The 24,488-nt window shown below is 41.7% G+C and carries 25 protein-coding genes and 1 tRNA gene; 17 read left to right on the top strand and 9 right to left on the bottom strand.

Annotation, left to right across the window (positions count from 1 at the left end; all coding sequences use genetic code 11):
• Window positions 1–109: 109 nt before the first annotated feature.
• The 4 genes from ACQ86K_RS27105 to ACQ86K_RS27090 form a co-directional block, all read right to left on the bottom strand.
• Window positions 110–862, bottom strand: coding sequence for a DoxX family protein (locus tag ACQ86K_RS27105; protein ID WP_091165160.1), 753 nt, complete (start codon window positions 860–862; stop codon window positions 110–112).
• A 364-nt stretch (window positions 863–1,226) separates the two neighbouring features.
• Complete coding sequence (locus ACQ86K_RS27100; RefSeq protein ID WP_431199110.1) at window positions 1,227–1,817, bottom strand: hypothetical protein; 591 nt, start codon at window positions 1,815–1,817, stop codon at window positions 1,227–1,229.
• Window positions 1,818–2,310: 493 nt separating this feature from the next.
• Window positions 2,311–3,333 carry a reverse transcriptase domain-containing protein gene (locus ACQ86K_RS27095; RefSeq protein ID WP_431199109.1) on the bottom strand — a complete coding sequence of 341 codons (1,023 nt, stop codon included), beginning with the start codon at window positions 3,331–3,333 and terminating at the stop codon, window positions 2,311–2,313.
• Window positions 3,240–3,875, bottom strand: a complete 636-nt coding sequence (locus ACQ86K_RS27090; RefSeq protein ID WP_431199108.1) for a hypothetical protein — start codon at window positions 3,873–3,875, stop codon at window positions 3,240–3,242. Before ACQ86K_RS27090 ends, ACQ86K_RS27095 begins: the two co-directional genes overlap by 94 nt.
• A 134-nt stretch (window positions 3,876–4,009) precedes the next feature.
• Here ACQ86K_RS27090 and ACQ86K_RS27085 point away from each other — a divergent pair, with 134 nt between their 5' ends.
• From ACQ86K_RS27085 to ACQ86K_RS27075, 3 genes are all read left to right on the top strand, one after another.
• Window positions 4,010–4,231 carry a hypothetical protein gene (locus tag ACQ86K_RS27085; protein ID WP_143020721.1) on the top strand — a complete coding sequence of 74 codons (222 nt, stop codon included), beginning with the start codon at window positions 4,010–4,012 and terminating at the stop codon, window positions 4,229–4,231.
• A 64-nt stretch (window positions 4,232–4,295) separates the two neighbouring features.
• Window positions 4,296–4,532, top strand: a complete 237-nt coding sequence (locus tag ACQ86K_RS27080) for a hypothetical protein (protein ID WP_431199107.1) — start codon at window positions 4,296–4,298, stop codon at window positions 4,530–4,532.
• A gap of 80 nt (window positions 4,533–4,612) precedes the next feature.
• Window positions 4,613–5,413 (top strand): hypothetical protein, encoded by an 801-nt coding sequence (locus ACQ86K_RS27075; protein ID WP_431199106.1) that lies wholly within the window; start codon window positions 4,613–4,615, stop codon window positions 5,411–5,413.
• A gap of 142 nt (window positions 5,414–5,555) precedes the next feature.
• Here ACQ86K_RS27075 and ACQ86K_RS27070 read toward each other — a convergent pair.
• Window positions 5,556–5,628, bottom strand: a tRNA-Phe gene (locus ACQ86K_RS27070).
• Between the two features lie 204 nt (window positions 5,629–5,832).
• On the opposite strand from ACQ86K_RS27070, the gene ACQ86K_RS27065 reads away from it, so the two are divergent.
• Window positions 5,833–7,131: a (Fe-S)-binding protein gene (locus ACQ86K_RS27065; RefSeq protein WP_091165174.1), complete on the top strand. Its 1,299-nt coding sequence runs from the start codon at window positions 5,833–5,835 to the stop codon at window positions 7,129–7,131.
• A 104-nt stretch (window positions 7,132–7,235) separates the two neighbouring features.
• Window positions 7,236–8,033 carry a (Fe-S)-binding protein gene (locus ACQ86K_RS27060; protein WP_091165177.1) on the top strand — a complete coding sequence of 266 codons (798 nt, stop codon included), beginning with the start codon at window positions 7,236–7,238 and terminating at the stop codon, window positions 8,031–8,033.
• Here ACQ86K_RS27060 and ACQ86K_RS27055 read toward each other — a convergent pair.
• Window positions 8,028–8,510, bottom strand: a complete 483-nt coding sequence (locus tag ACQ86K_RS27055; RefSeq protein ID WP_091165180.1) for a hypothetical protein — start codon at window positions 8,508–8,510, stop codon at window positions 8,028–8,030. The genes ACQ86K_RS27060 and ACQ86K_RS27055 overlap by 6 nt on opposite strands.
• A 45-nt stretch (window positions 8,511–8,555) precedes the next feature.
• On the opposite strand from ACQ86K_RS27055, the gene ACQ86K_RS27050 reads away from it, so the two are divergent.
• Window positions 8,556–9,041, top strand: a complete 486-nt coding sequence (locus ACQ86K_RS27050) for an ABC transporter ATPase (protein ID WP_091165184.1) — start codon at window positions 8,556–8,558, stop codon at window positions 9,039–9,041.
• Window positions 9,042–9,159: 118 nt separating this feature from the next.
• Entirely contained in the window at window positions 9,160–9,561 is a 402-nt protein-coding gene (locus tag ACQ86K_RS27045) for an SPW repeat domain-containing protein (protein ID WP_091165187.1), read from the top strand.
• Window positions 9,562–9,802: 241 nt separating this feature from the next.
• Here ACQ86K_RS27045 and ACQ86K_RS27040 read toward each other — a convergent pair whose 3' ends face one another.
• Together ACQ86K_RS27040 and ACQ86K_RS27035 are read right to left on the bottom strand one after the other, a co-directional pair.
• Window positions 9,803–10,306, bottom strand: coding sequence for a PAS domain S-box protein (locus tag ACQ86K_RS27040; RefSeq protein ID WP_431199105.1), 504 nt, complete (start codon window positions 10,304–10,306; stop codon window positions 9,803–9,805).
• Between the two features lie 88 nt (window positions 10,307–10,394).
• Complete coding sequence (locus tag ACQ86K_RS27035; RefSeq protein ID WP_143020722.1) at window positions 10,395–11,651, bottom strand: BamA/TamA family outer membrane protein; 1,257 nt, start codon at window positions 11,649–11,651, stop codon at window positions 10,395–10,397.
• Between the two features lie 194 nt (window positions 11,652–11,845).
• On the opposite strand from ACQ86K_RS27035, the gene ACQ86K_RS27030 reads away from it, so the two are divergent.
• The 8 genes from ACQ86K_RS27030 to pyrH all read left to right on the top strand — a co-directional run bounded on the left by ACQ86K_RS27030 (window position 11,846) and on the right by pyrH (window position 18,496).
• Window positions 11,846–13,108 (top strand): S41 family peptidase, encoded by a 1,263-nt coding sequence (locus ACQ86K_RS27030; protein ID WP_431199104.1) that lies wholly within the window; start codon window positions 11,846–11,848, stop codon window positions 13,106–13,108.
• Window positions 13,109–13,592: 484 nt separating this feature from the next.
• Window positions 13,593–14,030: a 50S ribosomal protein L13 gene (gene rplM, locus ACQ86K_RS27025; RefSeq protein WP_090529488.1), complete on the top strand. Its 438-nt coding sequence runs from the start codon at window positions 13,593–13,595 to the stop codon at window positions 14,028–14,030.
• A 24-nt stretch (window positions 14,031–14,054) separates the two neighbouring features.
• Window positions 14,055–14,441: a 30S ribosomal protein S9 gene (gene rpsI, locus ACQ86K_RS27020; RefSeq protein ID WP_090529485.1), complete on the top strand. Its 387-nt coding sequence runs from the start codon at window positions 14,055–14,057 to the stop codon at window positions 14,439–14,441.
• Window positions 14,442–14,459: 18 nt separating this feature from the next.
• Window positions 14,460–15,302 carry a 30S ribosomal protein S2 gene (gene rpsB, locus ACQ86K_RS27015; RefSeq protein ID WP_091165203.1) on the top strand — a complete coding sequence of 281 codons (843 nt, stop codon included), beginning with the start codon at window positions 14,460–14,462 and terminating at the stop codon, window positions 15,300–15,302.
• A gap of 166 nt (window positions 15,303–15,468) precedes the next feature.
• Window positions 15,469–16,320 carry a translation elongation factor Ts gene (gene tsf / locus ACQ86K_RS27010; RefSeq protein WP_091165207.1) on the top strand — a complete coding sequence of 284 codons (852 nt, stop codon included), beginning with the start codon at window positions 15,469–15,471 and terminating at the stop codon, window positions 16,318–16,320.
• Between the two features lie 222 nt (window positions 16,321–16,542).
• Window positions 16,543–16,944, top strand: a complete 402-nt coding sequence (locus tag ACQ86K_RS27005; protein WP_431199103.1) for a hypothetical protein — start codon at window positions 16,543–16,545, stop codon at window positions 16,942–16,944.
• Complete coding sequence (gene nagA, locus ACQ86K_RS27000; protein ID WP_431199102.1) at window positions 16,926–17,666, top strand: N-acetylglucosamine-6-phosphate deacetylase; 741 nt, start codon at window positions 16,926–16,928, stop codon at window positions 17,664–17,666. Before ACQ86K_RS27005 ends, nagA begins: the two co-directional genes overlap by 19 nt.
• Window positions 17,667–17,791: 125 nt before the next feature.
• Complete coding sequence (pyrH, locus tag ACQ86K_RS26995; RefSeq protein WP_090529473.1) at window positions 17,792–18,496, top strand: UMP kinase; 705 nt, start codon at window positions 17,792–17,794, stop codon at window positions 18,494–18,496.
• 175 nt (window positions 18,497–18,671) lie between these two features.
• Here the strand turns inward: pyrH and ACQ86K_RS26990 are convergent, their stop codons facing one another.
• Window positions 18,672–21,140 (bottom strand): M1 family metallopeptidase, encoded by a 2,469-nt coding sequence (locus ACQ86K_RS26990; RefSeq protein ID WP_091166912.1) that lies wholly within the window; start codon window positions 21,138–21,140, stop codon window positions 18,672–18,674.
• Between the two features lie 543 nt (window positions 21,141–21,683).
• On the opposite strand from ACQ86K_RS26990, the gene ACQ86K_RS26985 reads away from it, so the two are divergent.
• The gene (locus tag ACQ86K_RS26985) at window positions 21,684–24,215 is read left to right on the top strand and encodes an ABC transporter permease (protein WP_431199101.1); all 2,532 of its coding nucleotides are present in this window, start codon (window positions 21,684–21,686) and stop codon (window positions 24,213–24,215) included.
• Window positions 24,154–24,459 carry an ABC transporter permease gene (locus ACQ86K_RS26980; RefSeq protein ID WP_431199100.1) on the top strand — a complete coding sequence of 102 codons (306 nt, stop codon included), beginning with the start codon at window positions 24,154–24,156 and terminating at the stop codon, window positions 24,457–24,459. The genes ACQ86K_RS26985 and ACQ86K_RS26980 overlap by 62 nt, the downstream gene beginning before the upstream one ends.
• Window positions 24,460–24,488 lie beyond the last annotated feature (29 nt).

The raw sequence follows: 24,488 nt of genomic DNA, 5'->3' as shown, positions 1-24,488 counted from the left end.
TTGGTGCTAAAAATCGATCTAATTAATCCAATATTATTACATACAAATCACCGGCCGTACAACAGCATGGGATGCTTGGTGAGGCAATGATAGAAATAACAATCATTGCTCACCTGCTATGTTTTGGATTGCCTGTGCCCGATGTCTGGATAGTTTTAACCGGAACTTTATCATATTGGGCCAGGCAACTGTCCAGTGGTTTACCCAGGTTGTGCACACAGTCGCAAAAAACCTTACAAGCCTCCGGTTTGGCATTTCCGGTACATCCATTATTGCATTCCATTAATGAATTGCCCGGACGGATATCATATATGAACTGGTTAATTACTATTACCGCGGCTATTGTTGCAAAAACGCCTCCAAAAAACATGAACGGAAACTTATTACTCTGCATTTCGGGTTGCGTTGTATCGCTGCTTTTTTGCTTGAATGGCAAAATGAATTTTAAACGGTCATAATCCCAACCCAGCAAATATAAGTTGGCAAGTACCATTAAGGTGGTGATGCGGGTGCCTTCAAACCTGACGGCGTATGCCAGTATGCAGATGTTCAGTATAATAGGAAAATAAATTAACGCCCCGAGGAGCCGAGTACGGGGAATCAATAACAGGATAGCGGCTGCAACCTGCAAAATGCCAATAAAAGTGTAATAATAACCTGTATGGTGCAACGCTTCTAAATAATGGCCCATTGGTTGGTTGGCCGATAAACCACTGGCGAACCGCTCACCCATAATTTTAACACTACCGGCAATAAAGAAACCGGCCGCCAGCATTATCCTGTTAAAAGTAGCAAAAAGCTGCACCCATTTATTTCCTTTTGCCAAAGAGTGCAATTGATCGAGTATGGTAGAAACGCGCATGATTACCTGTAATTTATGTTTATAAAAGTACTTTGAAATACAAAGTTACTGAAAATAGATTGATATTTGCAAGAAGCAAAAAATCCTCTTAGCGTTAACTTAGAGGATTTCTTTTTCTGTGGTACCAACAGGGATCGAACCAGTGACACAAGATTAAATAAAGAATTTTTATTTGACTCGCTTGTAGATTTCTACAGATTGGCCATTTGTAGCACTATTAATCACCTGGGTATATTGGTCATGACCATTCATCGTAACTTTAACAGTAAATTTGTTACCCTGAAGAAGCCGGTAATTTGATATTTGCTCTTCTTCCCTAAGCGTATCATTACTAAAAGTAAATACCCCGGTGCCAAACCCATTTTTAAAGATGGTTTTTTCCTTGTTTTGAGCGAGCCTGTGGACGAGAAATAAAATGCCCTCCCCAAAATATTTTATACTGCGTTACATCAGTTGGGATTGTGTCTTTGCCTTTTATCGTGTAGGTTTTTTCCATTTTCCACAAGCCGTCAAGTACTGAGCTATCCGCCGGTGGGAGTTTTTTATAATCTTCCTTCAATGCATATTTTATACCTTTTACCGTGGCAAAGTCGGGAATCACTTGGCTATAACCATCAGGTTTTTTTGTAACCTCAAGATTATACGTTAGGGATGAGTCGAGCGCTCTGCTGGTGTAAATACTATGTTCTTTAAGTCGGTTAGCCGAGTCAAGTGTATAAGTGCCCACACCAAATCCAACAGATGAATCAGGAACTATACTGGCGTATAAATAATTATGATCTGTGTAGATTTTAATTTGCGTTCGTTTAATAACAGAGTCTTTGCCTCCTCGATCAAGCACTTGTTTTTCAAGTTCATATACACCCGAGAGGCCTGCCTCGGACGGCTTATCTTTTTTCTTACATCCAAAAATCAGGAAGCTAAATAAAGCTGCGAAAACTAAAATCTTATTCATAATGCTTAAGGTTTAATATGATATAAGGCTTTACTTCGTCTGGTAGCGGTTTTATTTGGCGGGCGACAACTTCTTGGTAAAAGAGCCAGGTAAAGACAAAATAATGCCTAAAATTTTATCACCATAAATAATGCAATTGGTTACATAAACTTACAAATAATATATATCATAAACAATTTGTTAGTGAATTATTAATATATTGTTAATGAGGTATTTAAATGGAAGTAAGGCTGTTTAATTAAATACAGTGCAAAGAGAAAGTCAATCAATATTTAGTTGGAGAGAAAAAGATGCCTTTAAACAGAAAGAAGGCCATTTTCTTATCGAAAAATGACCTTCTTTTTTTGCTGTGGTGCAGACTTTAGTTATAACACAACATTTCTTTTATGATTTAAAGAGATTGGCTAATTTGGACCTAAAATGAAATTGGTTCAAATTAGGCAAAATGCTATATAGTAATGCCTTTTTTTGAACAGAGAAAATCAATAAACATTTAAAATTTATAGCGTTGTGAATAAATCTTAGCGTACTTCTGAACCGCTTGTTTAAAAATGGTTCTATGCCTCCTTGTCTGTTTTACAATAGAATTAGTACCCATGATTTCGCTTGCTCGCTCTCCGTATTTAAAATAATTACTTCTAAATTCACCTTCATTCTTTTGAACCCTATAAACATAATCTCCAAATTGATTTGGAACAAGAGATTTAAAATTGCGCGTAATTGATTTTTTGTCAAGATCAATATTGGTGTATAATCTATAGAGCCTTCGATTGAAAAGAGCAGTATTGATCGTTTGATTGCCATAAGCTGATGCATATGCGCGCTTTGTTCGACTTTTCACAGCCAAAATCATCCGCCGATAGAACTTCGATAAGTTAGCAGATTTTATTAAAGTTTTATTTCCATAAAATTCAAACCCTAAATACGTCAAGGGACGGTTGTCAAAAAATCGCCCATTTTGCCACAGTTGTGAGGTTAATTTTGAAACGCCCCGAACATCTTTATTCGAAAAGAAATATTCCTCGTTTTTACCAGGGCTTACGTTCAATTCAATGTCCTCCAAAGTATTGTCGACCAATTCCATGATCGCTTTTTTATGTTCCTCGCTACACACTATAATGATATCGTCGGAATAACGTCGATAGAACCCCTGCCTTTTTACAACAACCTCGTCAAGCATAATTTTATCGAAGCTTAAAAGGTATAGGTTTGCCAATGTCGCACTTATCGGTAATCCCTGGGGAATGCCTACCATCTCACCCTGTTTGTTTCTAAAATTGTTTTTGTGAACCTTTAGTTTACCTTCTTTCAAAGTGTTCCGAAAATCGACTGGATCGTAAAAAAATGCCGATACGTTCGTTTTTCTTATTTCCGCAAGGTAACGTTCATCAAAACCAGCACGCCTATTAAAGTCATGTGATTTTAGACGGAGGTCATCGCGATAAATGAATGAAAATTTAGTTGCAGCTTTAAATACACTATAATGATCAGTAGGTAATGTTGTGTTGTCAAGCAACTTTGCCCAAGCATTTTTAAAACGCGATGGTTCATGTTGCTAAAAAATTTTTCTATATCATATTTTAGTGCCCAGCACCCTTGCTCAGAGCGGCTTTCAATTTCTTTAAATACCTCGTGAGCAAAATCTATAGTGCCTTTGTTTTTACCTTTACGTACTGGATGCGCAATCTGGATGTAAGCAGTAACACAGTCTGTTAACCCCTCGGTTTTTTTCAACTCATCCAAATATTTTAACTGTAGCCTTTCGCCATAATAGCCAAAAATCATGGCATCTATATGTGTAGCGTAATGGAGTGGCCGTAGTTTATAAGTTTGCTCACCGTTATGTGAATGGGCTCTTGCCGTACCTGGCTTATCGAATTTATATCGCCTCACTTTGATATTAGTGTGTATCAAAGGAAAAAAAGCATGTTTTGCAACTGCTTCTTTATTTTTCACAAAACCCAAAATCTCTCCTCGCTTTTCACTTACATTAATTTGGTTTGTGAAATGCAGATAACCGCGATTGCGAAGCCATGTTGATTTACGTTTCGGTTTCATAAAAAAAGGGACTTCGGATTACGGCGTAGTTGATATCAGACCCGCATACACCCTTAGGCTGACCGTTACCCAATTTCTTGAGTCACGCCACTGTCTCGAATTATACAGTAAATAACCAAACAACAGTTAAAGTAATGAAAGCACTACCTAACATATTGAAGATAATTGCTATATTTGTTCATAGTCTAACCATAGCGTTGCCGATGATGAGTTACCTCACTAAAGGTTCGCCAGTAACCTATAATCAGCGGGAGATGATTATCACCTCTGCTTCCTACAAGGCCGGTAATGACAATGTACATCCATCATGCACTATTTCGCATGAAGTATCTTATGGTCAATTCCAAATGCAATAGATAAGGCCATTTCTTCCTCCGAAGTCCCTCCCAAAGATATTATATTTGAGTTTATTTTTTCCCTATGCCTAAATTCACTATTGGGGATGCAGTGATTTTAAAAACGCACCCATTTCAAGAAACAATCCATTCCATCGTTATTAGCGGTGAATATCTGATGACGCCGCCAATAATGGTTGTTACAGAGGTTATCAATCATGATGAAGATGTTGATCCTCCAATTTTGAATAAGTACAAATGCGTATGGTTTTCAAGTAAAAAAATCAATTTCAGGAAAGTAATTTACTGGAAACTGATTTAAGAAGGCTTGAAATTGAAGGCACGGATTATGATAATTTCCTACCTGGTTCGTTAGTAGCATTAAAAACTTTACCAGTTGAATTGGGTAAAGAGAGAAGTTTTATGCATTCCGAGCTTTCGTCTAACTCCAGCAAGAAAACTAATACTCTAAGTGGTTTACTTTCATTTGTAAGCCCAATAATGACGCTTTGCGAAATTAAAGAACACGATTTGGAGAAAGGAAGCAAGGTAAGCCCCGATATTAAGCGCAAAAAAATCTATCCCGACTATGTTGCAAAGTGCAAGTGGTTCAATGCAGTTGGTGAAAAATTCTCTGAAGAACTGTTGCCGTTAGCCTCGCTAATGATCATCATGGAACCTGACAATGAATTATTATCGATTTTGGATAAGGCAATAAAGGAAGAAACCTGTATAAATTGTTTAAATACGATTTTGAAACCTTTACAATTGTCAAATCGGAGCGGAATTTATTATATAACCTATTTCGATTATGTATTAAATAGAAACGTTAATAAAGAAGTTTCAGAGATAATTGATCCGATTGTAATATCTAATCCCTTTAAAACCCACGCTCCAATATTTAAGAAACGTAAGAAAGGCGGAAAAAGCATCCTAAAGCTTACTACCGAAGTTGAGACTCTTTTAAATAACGCCCTTAAAAGAAAAAGTAAAAACTACTTATTTATAAAATATCAAGATCGATTTGGGCAGATAACAACACGGACTTTAAGTAATTATGAGGTGATTGAGGGAGAGGATGATTTGTCACCAACAAAAGATCTTGTGAAATACTTAAGAGCATTCTGCCATCTTAGAGGATCGGATAGAAATTTTCGGGTAAAATCGATTATCGAAATTAGTGAATTGAGGTTAGCATTTTAAACGCTATAGCTTGCGACAGCAACGCCCGTCTGCCGCGTCGCGGCAGACGGGCACGAGATATATATTTAATAAAAAAAGCCCTCAGAAAATCTCTGAAGGCTTAATAAATTTTTTTAATAATTTGACCATATGGTCTTTTAAGTGGTACCAACTGGGATCGAACCAGTGACACAAGGATTTTCAGTCCTTTGCTCTACCATCTGAGCTATGGTACCAAACCGTTCCCGTGTTTGGGGAGTGCAAATGTAGCCTTTTTTTTATGTTTGAAAACTTTTTTTGAAAAAAGTTTCTGTTCGCCCCTGGTTTTAAATAATTGTGCAGGTAATCAGCTAATTAATTTTCAAATATTTTTTCAATCCCAAAACATTTTGCGCTTTAAACAATTCATTTAACTTTGAGAAAAATACTATGCACGCATAATGATTGCTCAGCTTATATTTATTATCATCCTGGCGGCTGCCGTTTACTTCTTCGGCAATAACGTGTCTAAAATAAGGCGCAATATTTTGCTGGGTAAAGACACGGATCGTAACGACCAGCCAGCCCTGCGCTGGAAAGTGATGGCCAAAATTGCCCTTGGCCAAACCAAAATGGTTAAACGCCCCGTAGCGGCGGTAATGCACTTTTTTATTTATATTGGTTTTATTATCATCAATCTTGAAGTGCTGGAGATCATGATTGATGGGGTCTTTGGCTCGCACCGCATTTTTGCGCACCCGCTTGGTGGCTTGTATGGTTTTTTAATAGGCGGTTTCGAGGTGCTTGCAGTATTGGTACTTACGGCATGTATCGTTTTCCTGTGCAGGCGCAATGTTGTGCATCTAAAACGCTTTACGGGTACAGAAATGACTCAATGGCCAAAATCCGATGCGAATTACATCCTCATTACCGAAATATTGCTCATGACCGCTTTCCTGACCATGAATGCGGCCGATTATAAATTACAACTGCTGCATTTTGGCCACTATATTACAGCCGGAAGCTTTCCGGTGAGTTCATTGCTGGCGCCGTTACTGCCTGGTAGCGCTTCGGCATTGGTAATTACCGAACGGGTTTGCTGGTGGTTTCATATTGTAGGAATCTTGTGTTTCTTAAATTACCTACCATATTCAAAGCATTTTCATATCCTGCTGGCTTTCCCCAATACATACTATTCAAACTTGAACCCTAAAGGGAAATTTACCAATATGGCATCGGTTACTAATGAGGTTAAGGCCATGCTTGATCCATCATTCGTCCCTGAAAATAATGGCGAGCCCGCCCGTTTTGGTGCAAAGGATGTAACTGACCTTACCTGGAAAAACCTGATGGAGGCATATACCTGCACCGAATGCGGCAGGTGCACCTCGGTTTGCCCGGCTAACATTACCGGCAAACTGCTGTCGCCGCGCAAGATCATGATGGATACCCGCGACCGCATCACCGAGATTGGTAATAACATTGATAAGCACGGTAAAGACCACCAGGATGATAAATCATTGCTTGACAATTACATTACCCGCGAAGAGCTCTGGGCTTGTACCAGTTGCAATGCCTGTGTGGAAGCTTGCCCGGTGAACATCAATCCGCTGGAGATCATAACAGAAATGCGCCGTTATATTGTAATGGAAGAATCGCAGGCCCCGGCAAGCCTCAATAATATGTTTGGCAACGTAGAAAACAACGGCGCCCCATGGAAATACAGCCAGGCCGACAGGTTTAACTGGGCGGAGGAATAGTTTTACAGATCATAGTTAATGGTTTATAGATCATGGCTGTGAAGGGAAATAAAAATAATTAACAATGGTCCATGGACTATCGACCATAAATAAAACCATGAGCTATGAACAATGAACCATTGGCCATCCCAACCATGGCCGAAATGGCTGCACAGGGAAGGGAGCCTGAAATATTGTTTTGGGTAGGGTGTGCCGGCAGCTTTGATGAACGTGCCCGTAAAATTACCCGCGATATTTGCAAGATATTACAGCATGTGGGTATTAGCTACGCAGTGTTAGGTACAGAAGAAAACTGCACTGGCGACCCGGCTAAGCGGGCTGGTAATGAATTTTTGTTTCAGATGCAGGCCATGATGAACATCCAGGTGTTGGATGGCTATAACATCAAAAAAATAGTTACCGGTTGTCCGCATTGTTTCAATACCATAAAAAACGAATACCCTGGCTTGGGGGGTAATTATGAGGTGATTCATCATACACAACTTATTCAACAGTTAATTGATGCCGGTAAGCTGAAAGCCGAAAACGGTGAAAGTTTTAAGGGTAAAAAGATCACCTATCATGATCCTTGCTATTTGGGCCGGGGAAACGGCGTCTACGAGGCTCCGCGGGCAGCGCTGGAGATATTGGATACTGAGTTGGTGGAAATGAAACGCTGTAAATCAAATGGTTTGTGCTGTGGTGCCGGTGGTGCCCAGATGTTTAAGGAGCCTGAGCCCGGTATAAGGGATATCAATATAGAACGTATTGCTGATGTTATCGAGACTAAGGCCCAGGTGGTAGCCGCCGCTTGTCCTTTTTGTATGACCATGCTAACTGATGGCGTAAAAAACCAGGATAAGGAGCAGGAGATAAAAGTTTTGGATATTGCCGAGATCACGGTTAGGGCTAACGGGTTATAAACCTTTTGTCCTGAAATAATGCAACGCATTCTTCAGGCTGTCAAATTTGGTGGCGCTCATGTTATGAACCGGTAAATCAAATGTAGTGGCCATTGAGTCGATATTGCCATTAGGGTCTTCGTAGGTTTGTACAATAATATCATCAGTTTGCGTATTGAATTTTAATATGCCTGTAGTATCGCTGGCCAGATAATCAACATTGGTTAGGCGGTGCAGGTTAAAAGAAAAATATTCCTGTTTACCCTGTTGATAAGTTTTCCTCACACGTAAAAAATAGTCGTTAGTAAGGGTTATCTCCCACTTTTTGAGGTTGATACCAGGCGCGGGATTAAATGAGCTGTTGAGGCATTTATTGCTCCAGTTTAACCATTCCTGTTCGCTCATTTCGGCTTTAAAACCGTAATTTAGCGCAACAAGGGCTAAAATTGATGTAATGAGCGCGGTTTTTTCAATTGATGGCAGAATTGATATTTTCATGACAACAAAATGTAACCCGAAGTTAATAAATTGATATTTTTGGAAATGAAATTTTCTCCACAGTCAAGAGTTTGGATCTATCAGTCGGACAGGAAATTAACCGACCAGGAAGTACAACAGATTCAGCCTGAGCTGGACAAGTTTGCTACCGGGTGGACAGCTCACAATAACCAGCTGAAAGCCAAAGGTGAGGTTAGGTACAACCGTTTTTTTATTTTGATAGTTGATGAAAGCCAGGCAGGTGCCAGCGGCTGTTCTATTGATAAATCGGTTCATTTTATGCAGCAGGTGCAGCAGCATTTAGGCATCAATCTTTTCGACAGGTTTAATTTGGCTTATCGCGAAGGTGAGGAAGTGCTCTCACTGCCACGCCGTGATTTTGAGGCTAAGCTGAAAGATGGTAGCATCAATAAGGAAACGGTTGTTTACAATAACCTGGTTCAAAATTTAACCGAGCTTGAAACTAAATGGGAGGTGCCGTTTAAAGATAGCTGGCATATTCAGTTATTTCGCGACCTGGTAGCCAGTTAATTAACCGGCTATCCAAATTTTTTAAATTTACTGTGCTTAAGCCATGCAAATGTTTACCTTTGGCACAAAATTTAGATATAAATCATTTATACTGATACTTTATAAATAAGCTATAAAAATGAAAGGCTTCATCTCAACCAAAACTTACGGATTTTTAAACTACGTTGTAGCCCTGTTAATGATCTCAACTTTGTGGACTTTTGGTGGTACCCTGCATGTTGGTGGCGCTGCTTTATTCCTGCCTCTGATAATTGGCTGGCTGCAGTTGATCATGGCTATCTTCGCTAAAAACGAAATGGGTTTTATCAAACAATTCCCGATGGTTATGCACAATGTAGGTGACGTAATTATGGGCTCGTTCCTGTTTTGCTCGCCTTGGGTTTATGCTTTTTCTGATAAAATGGTTTTACCTCAATTAGTTTTTGGTGCTTACCTTTTAATTGTAGGTTGCTTTACCAAAGGTTCACCATTCATTAACCCACAGGTTGAAGAAGATCACGGCGTAAGCTATAATGCTTAATCCTTTTTCCCGAAAAGATATAAAACAAAAGAGGTGCTCATTTGAGCACCTCTTTTGTTTTATATGCCAAGCTCTTTTGATCGCTGCTCTTCCCGTTGATTACGCATGATTTTAGTGAAACCACGATGATTGTGCTGTTCATCAAACAGCGGAAAAACCAACCCGCTGCCCCAGAAACGTGTGCCGTCCTTGCGTACATGATAACGCTCATCAATAGCCCTGCCCCGGCTCAGCGCTTTTTTTAATTCGGCTTCGGGTTTACCTTCAGCAATATCTTCGGGAGTAAAAAAATCCGGGCGCTTAGGCCTAATACTTCCTGTTCGGTGTAGCCAAGCACTTTTTGGGCGCCGGTATTCCAGCTGTTAATATCACCATTTTTATCTGTAGTGATCACCGCGTAATCTTCTAGGCTGTCCAACACCTGCCTGAAAAAGTCCTCGCTCATCCTAAAATAAGTGTCATCGAAAAGGTCCTGGCTGGTTATAGTGTCATCAAAGGTTTGATATTCGATGAAAATACTGGTATTGTCGACACCGCAAACCAGTTGCATGGGCTCGCGGGTGATGCGGTAAAAAGTTTCAAAGCCCGCTGGTAATTTATTTAATTCCGGTTTTTCTTTTATTGGTACAAGTGTTATGTCGACAGCCTCATCTTGTTGTGGGTTCAGGTTGATCTTTACCAATACATATTCGTAGCCTTTTTCAATCAGGTCGCCAAGTAGTTGTGAGGTTAACGGAGTGCGCATTTTTAAGGTAGATTGCTTGTTCAGAAGATTCCAGTACAAAAATGACACCAGTTATAACGGTGTACTTATCATCGCAGCCTGTTTACAGCTAAAATACCTCGTTAAGTCCCAAAAAGAACCCACTTGAACCATAAGTTCCCCTGGCATAATCAATACATAGATTGGAGCGCGTGTATTTATTAAACAACAGTCGCAGCCCTGCGCCGCCGCCGGGTTCCCAATACCTGAATAGTTTTATGCGTTGCTGATTGTTTGCTGTTTCTGCATTGATAAAGGCAACGCCACTAAGTAATTTGTTGCTTGTTAGCGGAAAACGGTATTCGGCCTCGTTATATACAAATGACATGCCTTTAAACCTACCTATAATAAATGCTCTGCCAATGCGGCCATAAGCATCGCTGCCGGTGCCGGGCAATTCAAGGTAGGGCAGCGCCCCGCTCAACAAATAGTTTGACCAGTGCCACAACGCAAAAACATGTTCGGGGTGGGTTGATGACAGGCTCCAATACTTCCTGAATTCAAACTTTACCTGCATGGCATTGCGGTTGCTGCCCAGCCAGGTTTGGTTGCTCCGCAAAACAATATCGGCATAAATACCCCTGAACGGCCGGTTGGGCTGGTCGCGGTTATTAAACTGGAAATTGAACAGCAGTCCATTAGCCTGGTACGAGTTAACAGGAAAACCGTTACGGATACTATAGCGATAATTATGAGTTTTTGATAGCGGAATGTCTTTGCGGTCATCATCTATATGGCTGTAATAATTAAAGCTTAGCCCGGCACCTACATATATATGATGTGCCAGTTTACGGTAGATGCGCTCATTGGCTTTGATATATACATAACGGATAGGGAATGCATCAGGATTATTTTCAAAATGGGTGTTGTTCATGAAAAAGTTGCCTTCACCAAAACTGCGCCTGCCGGTGCCGAGGCCGTTGTCCATGGCAACGGTTTTCCCAATTTGTACAGTGCCCTGCAGGTTCCACTTGTTTTCGGCCGAGAAAGCGTTTTGTTTAAACTCAAAAGTAGAGAGCCCGCTTGTTGACAGGTAAAAGCCCGCATTAATTACCGAAAGGGTTGTAGTTGAAGGATCGCCAAAGTATTTTCCTCCTGATGAGATCACCCCTCCCGCAAAACCTACACTTGGGTTATAAGCGGCCGATGGCAATACCGACCAATAGGTACGATTTCGTAGCTGTTCGGTAGCTGCGGCAGGTTTGCTGCTTTTGCCGCTGAATATGGAAGCTAAGATTCCATTGGCGTCTACCTGCGATTGCAGCGAATCAACCGGATCGGCCAGTGTTTGGGCAAACAACTTGCAGGTACTTAAAAGTACAATCAAGGTTAAGGTGAGCCGGTAAGCAGCGGGAGCCAATTATTCAGGAATTAATTAGTGTTCCTGCTAATATATTTATATCATCTGAATGTAAAAAACTTATTACAAAATAAAAATTCCATAAGTGCCGGCTGTCTGCCGAATGACTGATTACAAGTAATTAAGAAGCTGCTTGCAACCAATTTGCTATTTTGCGCATCATGTTTGATATGAAGCTGCCTTTACTCTTATTACTAATGATGGTGTTGCCTGTTGTTGGCTTGTCTGCAAAAAAACGGGACACTCTTGCTACAGAAAAACACTACTCAAAACATCAGTTAGCCGAAGATGTAAAATACCTGGTTGCCACGGTTGCCGACGTACATCCTGATATGTATCACAGCATAAGTAAGGCTTCCTATTCGCGGCTCATTGATAGTGTGCTTGCCGGCCTGCACGATGGTATGACAGCAAAAGAGGCGTGGCCAATTATGGCAAGGCTGATAGGCGCATTGAATGAAGGGCATAGTGTGTTTAACTATCCCGAATCGTTAGTTGGCGAATTGAAGGCTGGGGGAAATCTTTTATTTCCTGTACTGATAAGAGAGTTTAACGGCTCAGAGTTTATTGTGAGGCTTGATGCTTCCGCGGGAGATAAACTAAAGCCGGGCGATGCCATCATCAGCATCAATGGAATTACTACAGAGAAATTGATGGGTAAGCTGGGTGGTTATGCGGGCGGTCTGCCGCAATATAAGGCTCTTGATATCTGTCGTAACCTCATCGTGTATTTGCATTTGTATGGAGTAAACGGGCCATGGCATATCCGTTACCTACGCAACAATCAGGTAGATAGTGCAGTAGTAAACCCGGTTTCATGGGCAGATTTCAGAAGCAATATTGCTGCAAGAGCGAAAGACCTGCCTAAGATTAAACCAATTGCAGATCATCAATTTGATTTTTTGAATACGGATAAAGCCTATTTAGCATTGAATACACTTACAGCTGAACCGGCTGTATTTAAACGGTTTTTAGATTCGTGCTTTACTTCCATTAAAAACAAACAAGCCAAGGTGCTGATCATCGATTTGCGAAAAAATGGAGGAGGTAATTCGGCATTAGCCGAAATGCTATTAGGCTATATTACCGATAGGCCTTTCCGGATGACAGGAGGTGTGAAGTGGAAAGTAAGCCAGGAGTACAAAGATCAGCTTAATGAAAAGTTAAAGGGAGAAGGGCCACAAACGATGGCTTATTATTTTAATGCCATTAATGGTACTACTATATCAAATAGCGGTGATAAACCTGCCCGGCCAATATTTAATGATTTGTTATTCAAAGGGAACGTTTTGGTGCTGATTGGCCCGCATACTTTTTCAAGTGCCAACATGCTGGCCAATACCATTCAGGATTATAAGCTGGCTACATTGGTCGGTGAACCATCAGGCGAACCGGCCAATGATTATGGTGAACTGATTTTTTAAAACTGCCTAACACCGGGTTTACTTTTACTACTTCAACCAAGCAATTTATCAGGGCCAATGGTAATACTAATGATCAACACCCGGTAATGCCAGATTTTATGGTAAAGGATAACCCGCTAACACCTGCTGATGAGGTATTGGATTTTGCTTTGGCCAAGTGAAAATTTTCGAGTTGGGGAAGGTAGCGTATACCGGCCAATGCGGTAAGGCCTGCAGGCGTATGAACGGATGGCCAGGGCCGGAGGCAATACCATTATGAACCGTGATTTTTAGGATTTAAGGATTGTCGGGATGTTTCTGCCTGTTCAAACAAAATAAAACCCTGGCAATCCCTGAATCTCCCCAAATCCCGGTTCAGACAATCCTTTAATCATGCTACAATATTTTCCTTAAAATCTATTTGCTAATAAGATAATTAACCCTATCTTTGCAGTCCCGAAAATACGGGGTATAATAAACGTTTAAACAATTTAATTTAAAGCAAGTGAATACGTTAAGTTACAAAACTGTCTCAGCCAACAAAAAAACCGTTAACAAACAATGGGTTGTTGTTGACGCCGAAGGCGAGATTTTGGGGCGCTTGTCTACGAAGATCGCAATGATCATCCGTGGTAAAACCAAGCCTGATTTCACCCCAAACGTAGACTGTGGTGATAATGTGATCGTTATCAACGCAGACAAGGTAAAACTGACCGGCAACAAACTAAGCGACAAAGTTTATGTTCGTTACACTGGATATCCAGGTGGTCAGCGTTTTATTTCTCCTAAGGAGTTATTGGCGAAACATCCAACCCGCATCATCGAGAAAGCGGTACGTGGTATGTTACCTAAAAATCGTTTGGGTAAAGCATTATTCGGCAATTTGCATGTATATGCAGGTGCTGAGCATCCTCATGCAGCGCAAAACCCAACAGCCATTTAATTTTTAATTTTTAAGGAGAAAAAAATGCCAACAACTAACACTTCAGGCAGAAGAAAAACAGCCGTTGCCCGCATCTACCTTACAGAAGGAAATGGTGCGATCATCGTTAACGGTAAAGATTACAAAGAGTATTTCCCTACTTTGCCATTGCAATATATCGTAACTCAGAGCACTGAGGTTTCTGGTAGCACCGGAAAATATGATGTTAAAGCAAACGTTGCAGGTGGTGGTGTAAAAGGACAGGCAGAAGCTGTTCGTTTAGCTATCGCTAAAGCTATTGTTGAACTTGATGCTGAAAAGAAACCGGCATTACGTGCTAAAGGCTTAATGACCCGCGATGACCGTATGGTTGAGCGTAAAAAACCAGGTCGCAGGAAAGCACGTAAGAGATTCCAATTCAGTAAACGTTAATCAAAGGAGGACAACAAAATGGCAAGAACAACTTATCAGGATTTACTGGACGCTGGTGTACACTTTGGTCACCTTACCCGCAAATGGGATCCGAAAATGTCACAGTACATTTTCATGGAGCGTAACGGTATCCACATTATCGATTTAAATAAAACCTTAACTAAGGTTGAAGAAGCTGCTGCAGCTATAAAACAAATTGTAAAATCAGGCCGTAAGGTATTATTCGTAGCTACAAAGAAACAAGCGAAAGATATCGTTGCTGATTATGCGAAAAGCGTAAACATGCCATACATCACCGAGCGTTGGTTAGGTGGTATGTTAACTAACTTTGCTACTGTACGTAAGTCGATCAAAAAGATGTCAAACATCGATAAATTGACTAAAGACGGTACTTACAGCAACCTTTCTAAAAAAGAGCGTCTGATGATTCAGCGTGAGCGTATCAAATTAGAAACCCTTTTAGGTGGTATCTCTGACTTGAACCGTTTACCGGCTGCTTTATTCCTGATCGACGTTAAGAAAGAGCACATCGCGGTTTCAGAAGCATTGAAGTTGAACATCCCTACATTTGCTATGGTTGATACCAACTCTGATCCTTCAAACATCGACTTCCCGATCCCTGCGAATGACGACGCTACAAAATCAATCTCTTTGATCACCAGCATCATCATCAAAGCTATAGAAGAAGGTTTAGATGAGCGCAAACGTGAGAAAGAAGACGAAGCTGAAAAAGAAGCAGTAGCTGCAAAAGCTAAAGCTGATGCTCCTGAAGTTAACGAAGGCGGTAAAAGAACCCGTAAAGTTGCTGAAGTAGCTACTGAAGGCGAAGCTGAAGCTCCGGCTGCTGAAACAGAAGAATAATCTTCCTTGTTAACCCTTTAAGGGAACAACAAAAAATATATTAATTCTCTCACCTCAGCAAGGGGTGGGAGATTTTTAATATTAAAAATAGTTGCAGGTTACAGTATTATAACACCATAGCGGTAACTTGTAACCCGATATAAAAAATCTTAAAACTCAAAAAAACATGTCTACAGTACAAATTTCTGCAGCCGACGTAAACAAACTGCGCCAGCAAACCGGTGCCGGTATGATGGATTGCAAAAAAGCATTAACCGAAACTAACGGTGATTTTGAAGCAGCTATCGATTTTTTAAGGAAAAAAGGTGCTAAAGTTGCAGCAAGCCGTCAGGACAGGGAATCAAACGAAGGTGTTGTTATTGCACGTACGTCTGAAGATTTTAAAACCGGTGTTATCATCGAGCTTAACTGCGAAACTGACTTCGTAGCTAAAAATGCTGAGTTTATCGCTTTTGCAAATGAAATTGCTAACAAAGCTGTTGAAGCAAAACCAGCTTCAATTGAAGAGCTTTACGCCCTTGAAATCGACGTTGAAACTGCCCGCGTTAAAATAGGTGATGCAATCATCGAAAAAACAGGTAAAATCGGTGAGAAAATCGGCGTATCTAAATATGAAGTTGTTAACGGTGAAAAAGTTGTTGCTTACATCCACGGTAACTTCCGTTTAGGTGTATTGGTAGCATTAAGTGCTGATGGTGCAGGTGCCGAAGAAGCCGGTAAAGACGTAGCCATGCAAATTGCTGCTATGAACCCTATCGCTTTGGATAAAGATGGTGTTGACGCTTCAGTAATTGAGCGTGAGCTTGAAATTGCTAAAGAGCAGATCCGTGCAGAAGGTAAACCAGAAGCAATGGTTGAAAAAATTGCTGCAGGTAAGTTGAATAAATTCTACAAAGACTCAACCCTGTTAAACCAGGAGTTTGTGAAAGATTCGTCTAAGAGCATTTCACAATTCCTTGACTCAGTTGAAAAAGGCCTTACAGTAACCGCCTTCAAGCGAGTAGCTTTAGGAGCTTAATCATATTATCCCCCGATGAAAATCGGGGGATTTTTTTGCGATATTGTTTCGTTATCGAAACAACTGTTTGCTTCCCCTCTTGAGAGGGGGCGCGACGGGAAAGCGCGTTTGCAGGGGTGCGTTTGTACAAGCGGACAGACACACCCCTCCACCCCTCTCAAGAGGGGAATTGCACACCCCTCGCTTTAAAATGTATTGGTTTAAAAGTTATATTGATCAATCATGTCTATCCTCGCCCTCCACAACCTCAAACTCATCTCCACCGGCACTATTGCCGAGGGCAAAGCCGTTTTAATTTCAAACGGTACCATTACCGATGTAATTGATGAAAGCGCTATCCCAGCGGATGCGGTAAAGAAAAACCTGAACGGCGCATACCTTGCCCCGGGATTTATCGATCTGCAGATCTACGGGAGCGGCGGTAAGCTTTTTGCCGGTACACCTACCGTTGAGGCGCTTGAACAATTGGAGAATGACCTGCTGAACCAGGGAACTATAGGCGTGTTTGCCACTATCGGCACCAACACCAATGATATTGTGGAAACTGGTATTGAAGCGGCTAAGATCTATAGCCAAAAAAGCAGGGGGCTTTCTGGGGATTGCACTTGGAAGGGCCTTATTTAAACCCTGCAAAAAAGGGCGCTCACCCTGAAAAGTTTATCAAGAAAGCCACCCTTGCTGAGGTTAAAACCTGGCTCGAAAAGGCCGATGGTGTTATCAAGATGATCACCATTGCGCCCGAACTGCAGGATCAGGAGGTAATTAATTATTTATATGAGCAGGGTGTCATCATATCATCCGGCCATAGTAATGCTACTTATGCCGAAGGCAAATCATTTTTAAAGAAACCGGTGCAGGCAGTAACCCACCTGTTTAATGCTATGCCATCCATGCACCATCGTGAGCCCGGTTATATCCCTGCAATTTTTGAGGAAAGGCCATATACCAGTATTGTAGCAGATGGTATCCACGTTGATTTTGCTATGATCCGCCTCGCCAAACGTGAGCTTGGCGACAAGCTTTTCCTGATCACTGATGCTGTTACTTCAACCAAAGAAGGAGCTTATCAACATGAACTAAGGGGTGACAGGTATACCATGCCCGATGGTACTTTATCAGGTTCAAACCTTACCATGCTTAAAGCAGTTGAAAATTGCGTTAAATTGGCCGGTATTGACCTGGCTGAGGCCGTAAATATGGCTTCATTATATCCCGCCGAGCTAGCATCGCAAACAAAAAAGGGTAAAATAGAGAAGGGCTTTGATGCTGATCTCGTTATTTTTAATGCTGATTTTGAAGTGCTTGGGACTATACTAAAGGGTGATTTTTTAACAAAGACAACATAAAATTTTAACACTGAAATTTATTCGCTATTTTTGGCGAACTACTCTCGTATGAACAGAGCTTTATCAATTCTTGATATAAACAAAAGCAGGTTTCATCTTTTTCTATTATTAGCAAATCACACCAAATGAAATACAAAAGAATATTACTGAAACTTTCGGGCGAATCGCTGATGGGCGCAAGGCAATATGGTATTGATAACAACCAGGTTTTGCAGTATGCTCATGACATTAAAAACGTTTATGATGCCGGTATCGAGATTGCGGTAGTTGTTGGAGGCGGTAATATTTTCAGGGGATTAAGTGCTGAAAAATCGGGTATGGAACGTGCGCAGGCCGATTATATGGGTATGCTTGCAACGGTGATTAACTGTATGGCGCTGCAAAATGCTTTAGAAAGCATTGGTGTGGAAACCCGCCTGCAATCGGCCATTAAAATGGAACAGATCTGTGAGCCGTACATCCGTCGTCGTGCTATGCACCACCTGGAAATGGGCAAGATCGTGATCTTCGGAGCCGGTACAGGTAATCCTTACTTTACTACTGATACTGCCGCTTCATTACGCGCTATTGAAATTAAAGCTGATGTGGTATTGAAAGGTACCCGCGTTGACGGCATCTACACTGCCGACCCGGAAAAAGACCCAAGTGCAACCCGTTACGACGAGATCACCTTCCAGGAAGTATATGATAAAGGCCTGAATGTAATGGATATGACCGCCATAACCCTTTGCCAGGAAAATAAGCTGCCTATCATTGTATTTGATATGAACAAGGAAGGTAACTTTATGAAAATTGCCAAAGGCGAAGATATTGGTACACTGGTAAAATAAAGAGCGAAAAGCCGAAGGCTCAAAGCTTAAGGCCGAACGCAAAAGCTGAAAGCTAAATAATGCCAACAGTCAAAAAGCTTTTGGCTTTAGGCCTTAAGCTCAATCACATCGCTTTAAACTAAAAATAAAAGGACGCCCGATAAAAGGCGTCCTTTTATTTTTAGATGCTTATATATTATTTAGCATCATTCACAGCCTTGATAGCATCGTCAGCAGCTTTTGCCGATGCATCGTCTTTCATAGTAGTACGCGAGGTTTTGATACCTTCCAGTTGGGTTACTATAAATGGTGCTGCTCCGTAAACCTTAAATTTAATGCCGGCGTTTTTAAGCTCTTCAATACCTTGTTGAGCGTACTCAGGCTTATTCACTTTGGCCGTCATGTCAGCAAAGTTTTTAAGGGAATTGAACTTTTCCTGAATCCCTGCCTCGGTAAACGCATGGTAAACAAATGGCCATTCAGCATCATTACCATTAGTTGTATATAAAGTCATGATAGCGGCAGTTAACGCGCCTTTGTTGTCTTTTTCAAGGCCTTTGGCTAAGCTTAATGCCTTGGCCGGGTCAAGTTGTGCTATGGCGTTTAAGGCAGCGCCCTGTACAGCGTATGATTCGCTCGATATGGATTGGGTAAACAAAGCCATGTTACCGCTCGCTTTCAATTTGCCTAATGCAGTTATAGCAGCTGCTTTTACAAGCGTGTTATTATCGGTTTGAGCTAATGAGATTAATATTGGCTGGGCTGCATTACGCACGTCATCTTTGGTGAGATTTAATGCCCTGATGGTTTTAATGCGGAGGCCATAATACTTATCCTTTAAAGCCGCGATTAGGATTTTTTGTGCTTGCGGACGGGTTTGATCTGATGCAGCAGCTTCTATAGCCTCGTAACGGTCGAGGTAATTAGGGGCGTTGAAATACTGGAATGAAAACTCGTCAATTGTTTTATTGTCAGTTTTCTTGGTTAACAGGATTTTATCGGCATCAACATTCACCAAATCAGGTTTGCCGGTCAGTTGGTAGCTGATAGAATCTACCTTGTCATTCATCCACTCTTTGTGGCGCACTTTTTTACCGCCCTGGTAAATATCAATAGCCATTGGCAGTTTAAAGGTTTGGCCATCCTGGGTTTGTTTCAGGTAAGCGGTTTCGGTTTTAGTTGCCTCGTCCCATTTGTAGCTGATGTTCAGTATCGGGTGACCGGCGCCATAATACCATTGGTTAAAATACCAGTTAAGGTCCTGGCCGCTGGCTTCCTCAAATGCTAAACGTAATTGCTGGGCTTCACCGTTTTTGAAGGCGTTAGTTTTAAGGTAGATATTAAGGCCTTTATAAAAGGCGGCATCGCCTAAATAATTGCGGAGCATGTTCAGGATGCGGCCACCTTTTTGGTAGGTTACAGCGTCAAAAACGTCCTCTTTATCGGCATAGTAAAAACGCACCAGGTTTTTGGTGCTGGCCCCCTGCGAACGGAGATAGCTTTGCATATCTGCATAGTTATGGGCATCGGCTTCATCCTTGCCGTATTTATGCTCGGCCCAAATGGTTTCGCTGAAGTTGGCAAACGATTCGTTTACGGTAAGGTTGCTCCAGCTTTCGGCGGTAACATAATCGCCAAACCATTGATGAAACAGCTCGTGCACAATAGTGCTGCGGCCATTGCTAAAGTTGGCATCTATCAGCTCACGGGGGGTAGCCTGTACATATTCGCCGTGAAGGGTAGCCGAAGTATTTTCCATGGCGCCGCTCACGTAATCACGAACTACGATTTGGGAGTATTTAACCCATGGAAAATCAACACCCAGGGTTTTTGAATAAAAGTCGATAGCTTCCGGGGTAAAGCCGAAGATCTCTTTGGCGTAAGGGGCGTATTTAGGCTCAAGGTAATAGCTTACCTCTTTATCTTTCCACTTGTCTTTATAGATCTTGAAATCGCCAACGGCCATCATAAACAAATATGGTGAGTGTGGAAGCTCCTGTTTCCAGGTATCGGTACGGGTACCGTCGGCATTTGTTTTTTGAGCAGTCAGTTTACCGTTTGATAGGGTTACGTACTTTGCAGGCACAGTCATCGTGATCTCTTCGGTAGTTTTTTGGCTTGGCTTATCAATGGTAGGGAACCAGGCCGATGAACTTTCGGTTTCACCCTGGGTCCAGATCTGGGTTGGCTTATCTTTTTCCGTGCCGTCGGGATTGATGAAATATAAGCCTTTGGCATCGTTAATAGCTGCGCTGCCTTTAGCTTTCAGCTCATTGGGCTTGGCAGTATAATCAATGTAAATGGTATAGCTTTCGTTGTTGCGGTAAACCTTGTCCAGTTTAATGGCTACCGAAAGGCTATCCTGGTAAGTAAATTTAAGCGGGACGTTTTTGCCATTTTTTACCACCGAGATGTTTTTAAGGTCCATGCCTTTAGCGTCGAGCCTTAAGCTGTCGGTTGGATAAAAGTGAGGTTTCAAAGTAACCCATTCTTTGCCATACAGGTAACGTTTTTTGTAATCGAAACGAACATCAAGTTTGGTGTGGATGAGATCGTTGATTTTAGTTGGTACGGCCCGGTAAATTTTTAGTGCCGGGTTTTCCGGTGGAGGAGTTTGCTGCCCGTAAGCAGTTGCCATAGCTGTGGTAAGCACACACGACAGCATGAGTTTTGTAATTAATTTGCGATCAGTCATATATGGTACAAAAAGTTTGCTTTTTACAAGCTGTTAAGGATAGTAAATTTTCAAATATACACCCCGCCAGCCAAAATGTTTTGTGCGTAAATCACCTATGACGCGCCGGACGGGATTATGTTACGGGGAGTGACTGATTTTTGAAAGGAAGGCACAAGTAAGCCCGGCCCTGGTCTCCGCACAACACTTACTACAGCTGAGGGCGGAAGGGGTTAATAGGGTTAACATAAATTGGAATTTTGTTAAATAAATTACTGTATTTCAAGTTGTTAAAAAAACAGGGGTTACGCCAATGATTGGTTAAAGACGTTCTGTTTGCAGCTGGTGTTATCATACTTGTTCAGGAAGGAAATGACTCTGCTTAAAACCGAACACCAGATGTACGCTATCGTACAGTAATAACGACGATTTTTATCTAAATTATTGATTTTAAGATATTTATATAAATGGCATGGCTTTTATCTATCCAAACAGTAGTGTACTGCCTATCAATAAACTGACAACCTGTGAGATATGAACTTAGATGACGACGTTTGGAACCTGGCTTCAAAGAAGTTGGCCAATGAAGCTTCGGAAAGGGAGTTGGCTGAGCTAAACGCTTTGCTGGCCGAAAATCCTCAATTGCATAGTCAGCTAAAGCTCATGTCGAAATGGTGGGATGATGGAGAAGAAAAGCCGGCAGACAATGGTTCGGCTTTGTTCAGTAAAATCCAGGCAAAAATTAAAGATATTGAAGGTGTAAAGGCACCGGAACTTGCAGCGGTGCGCCCGGTTAAGCAAGTGAAAGTACTACAGCGTAATTATAAGACTGAAAAGCTACAACAGCATACGCCATTTTTAAACAGCATAGCCATGATCAAAAATTACCTGAAGGTTGCCTTAAGACAGTTGCGCAAGCAAAAAATGTATACTGCTATTAAAATTGGTGGCTTTGCGTTTAGTATTGCGGCCTGTTTGCTAATTGCCCTCTACATTCGCGATGAGTTGAGTTTTGATAAAAGTTACCCTAATGCCGCCAATATTTATCGCTTGCTTGGGCACTACCACGATGGTTCGGTAGATGAAAAAGGTGTTGATTGGCCTTCGGTGATGGCTAAGGTGATCAAACAGGACTATCCGGAAGTAGAGAAATCAGGGCGTTTAATGCCAAACTCGCTGTTTTGGGGAGCCGGCGCAAATGAGTTAAAGCGTGCCGACCAGGCTGATAATACCCACGAAGAAGGGTTTGCCTATGCCGACCAGGGGCTAATAGATATTTTAAACCTGCCCATGGTTTACGGCGACCCAAAACATGCCTTAAGCGAGCCGTTGAGTATGGTGATCTCAAAAAGCAAGGCCGATAAATACTTCCCCGGTCAAAACCCGGTAGGTAAGGTAATGTACCTAAACAATAACAAAACCAAACCTTTTAAAATAGCCGCGGTAATGCAGGATATCCCCAATAATTCGCATTTGCACGATTTTAAGTTTTTCATCACCCTTGCCGGTGTCGAATTCTGGAATGGCGAGCAGGCAACCTGGGATGCAAATAATTATCATATATATATGGCGCTGAAACCCGGCACCAACATAGCACAGTTTAATAAAAAGGTGAATGATGGGATCCTGAAAAATTATTACATCCCCAGCATGACACGTAACGGCGATAAACGGGCCAGCAGGGTAATGAGTTTGTTTAACTTGATGGTACAGAATGTAAAGGATATCAATCTGCGTTCGTATGATGTTCACGATGGTATGTCGCACGGGGATATCCGCTTTGTGTGGTTATTTGGTGCGGTAGCAGGTTTCATCCTGGTTATTGCCTGTATTAATTTTGTTAATCTATCCACAGCCAAATCGGCTAACAGGGCCAAAGAGGTTGGGTTACGTAAAGTAGTTGGCTCGCAGCGAAGTGGTTTGATCAGGCAGTTTTTGTCCGAATCATTATTGTATAGCTTTTTCTCGTTTGTATTAGGGCTGATATTAGCCTGGGCATTACTGCCGTATTTTAATACGCTGGCATCTAAATCGCTTGTTATGCCATGGGCGGTTTGGTGGTTAGTGCCGGTAGTGTTGGCAGCGGCATTCTTAATTGGCATTGTGGCGGGCATTTACCCGGCCTTTTACCTCTCGGGCTTTAAACCAGCCGAAGTGCTTAAAGGTAATTTAAGTGCCGGAAGTAAAAGTTCGGTATTGCGTAATGTGCTGGTGGTTTTCCAGTTTGCCACATCTATTATTCTCATCATCAGTACGGTAGTTATTTATAACCAGATGCAATACCTGCTTAACAAAAAAGTAGGTTTTGAGAAAGACCAGGTGGTGATGATACAGGGTACCAACACGCTTGATAACCAGGTGAAGCCATTTAAAAGCGAATTGTTGAAGCTATCCACAGTTAAAAGTGCATCTATCAGCGATTTTTTACCGGTTTCGGGCACTAAGCGTAATGGCAACCAATTTTTTATTGAGGGAAGAGAAAAGATTGATCCTACTGTAGGTGGCCAGTTTTGGGATGTGGATCATGATTATCTCAAAACACTGGGCATTAAACTGGTGGCTGGCCGCGACTTTATTCCCGATATGAAAGCCGACTCGCAGGCGGTGATCATTAACCAAATGATGGCCAACAAACTCGGACTTAAAAATCCGATAGGGAAAAAGATAGTTAACTATGGCCCGGGTAAAACAATTATCGGCGTGGTGCAGGATTTTAATTTTAACTCGATGCGCGATGGTATTGAGCCATTGGTGATGCACTTAAGCTCAAGCGAATCGATAGTATCGGTAAAAATAAAAGCCGGTGATGTAAAAAAAGCGCTCGACCAAATCACTGCGACCTGGAAACAGTTTGCACCCAACCAGCCCATCCGCTATACTTTTATGGACGAGACGCTTTGCCAGTATGTATGCCGATGTGCAACGGATGGGGCGTATTTTCACAAGTTTCGCGGTATTGGCCATTATTATAGCCTGTCTTGGCCTGTTTGCTTTAGCCGCCTTTATGGCCGAGCAGCGCAGCAAGGAAATAGGGATTCGCAAGGTACTGGGCGCAACCGTTGGTAATATCACCACTATGCTATCTGTGAATTTTGTAAAGCTGGTGTTTGTTGCCATCGTGGTTGCAACACCGATAGCCTATTATGCAATGACCCAATGGCTGCAGGATTTTACCTATCGCGTACAGCTTAGCTGGTGGATGTTTGCCCTTGCAGGTGTGGTAGCAATTATGATAGCACTGGTTACAGTAAGCTATCAAAGCATTAAAGCCGCGTTGATGAACCCGGTAAAGAGTTTGAAAGCGGAGTAGTTTTGATTTCGGATTTCGGATGTTCGATT

This window comes from Mucilaginibacter sp. P19, assembly GCF_050632265.1.
In the GTDB taxonomy this organism is placed as follows: Bacteria; Bacteroidota; Bacteroidia; order Sphingobacteriales; family Sphingobacteriaceae; genus Mucilaginibacter; species Mucilaginibacter gossypii.
The sequence above is the reverse complement of the archived record's forward strand: the minus strand, read 5'-3'. Positions and strand labels throughout refer to the sequence as shown.

Excerpts from the sequence above, each read along its gene's own strand:
- ACQ86K_RS27050 (WP_091165184.1), top strand. The coding sequence starts at position 8,556 with ATGAAATTTTCTCCACAGTCAAGAGTTTGGATCTATCAGTCGGACAGG.
- ACQ86K_RS27080 (WP_431199107.1), top strand. The coding sequence starts at position 4,296 with ATGCCTAAATTCACTATTGGGGATGCAGTGATTTTAAAAACGCACCCA.
- ACQ86K_RS26990 (WP_091166912.1), bottom strand. The coding sequence starts at position 21,140 with ATGCTGTCGTGTGTGCTTACCACAGCTATGGCAACTGCTTACGGGCAG.
- ACQ86K_RS27060 (WP_091165177.1), top strand. The coding sequence starts at position 7,236 with ATGAACAATGAACCATTGGCCATCCCAACCATGGCCGAAATGGCTGCA.
- rpsI (WP_090529485.1), top strand. The coding sequence starts at position 14,055 with ATGCCAACAACTAACACTTCAGGCAGAAGAAAAACAGCCGTTGCCCGC.
- ACQ86K_RS27055 (WP_091165180.1), bottom strand. The coding sequence starts at position 8,510 with ATGAAAATATCAATTCTGCCATCAATTGAAAAAACCGCGCTCATTACA.
- ACQ86K_RS27040 (WP_431199105.1), bottom strand. The coding sequence starts at position 10,306 with ATGCGCACTCCGTTAACCTCACAACTACTTGGCGACCTGATTGAAAAA.
- ACQ86K_RS27105 (WP_091165160.1), bottom strand. The coding sequence starts at position 862 with ATGCGCGTTTCTACCATACTCGATCAATTGCACTCTTTGGCAAAAGGA.
- ACQ86K_RS27090 (WP_431199108.1), bottom strand. The coding sequence starts at position 3,875 with ATGAAACCGAAACGTAAATCAACATGGCTTCGCAATCGCGGTTATCTG.
- ACQ86K_RS27005 (WP_431199103.1), top strand. The coding sequence starts at position 16,543 with ATGTCTATCCTCGCCCTCCACAACCTCAAACTCATCTCCACCGGCACT.
- tsf (WP_091165207.1), top strand. The coding sequence starts at position 15,469 with ATGTCTACAGTACAAATTTCTGCAGCCGACGTAAACAAACTGCGCCAG.
- ACQ86K_RS27030 (WP_431199104.1), top strand. The coding sequence starts at position 11,846 with ATGTTTGATATGAAGCTGCCTTTACTCTTATTACTAATGATGGTGTTG.
- ACQ86K_RS26980 (WP_431199100.1), top strand. The coding sequence starts at position 24,154 with ATGGCCGAGCAGCGCAGCAAGGAAATAGGGATTCGCAAGGTACTGGGC.
- rpsB (WP_091165203.1), top strand. The coding sequence starts at position 14,460 with ATGGCAAGAACAACTTATCAGGATTTACTGGACGCTGGTGTACACTTT.
- ACQ86K_RS27100 (WP_431199110.1), bottom strand. The coding sequence starts at position 1,817 with ATGAATAAGATTTTAGTTTTCGCAGCTTTATTTAGCTTCCTGATTTTT.
- ACQ86K_RS27085 (WP_143020721.1), top strand. The coding sequence starts at position 4,010 with ATGAAAGCACTACCTAACATATTGAAGATAATTGCTATATTTGTTCAT.
- ACQ86K_RS27045 (WP_091165187.1), top strand. The coding sequence starts at position 9,160 with ATGAAAGGCTTCATCTCAACCAAAACTTACGGATTTTTAAACTACGTT.
- ACQ86K_RS27065 (WP_091165174.1), top strand. The coding sequence starts at position 5,833 with ATGATTGCTCAGCTTATATTTATTATCATCCTGGCGGCTGCCGTTTAC.
- pyrH (WP_090529473.1), top strand. The coding sequence starts at position 17,792 with ATGAAATACAAAAGAATATTACTGAAACTTTCGGGCGAATCGCTGATG.
- ACQ86K_RS26985 (WP_431199101.1), top strand. The coding sequence starts at position 21,684 with ATGAACTTAGATGACGACGTTTGGAACCTGGCTTCAAAGAAGTTGGCC.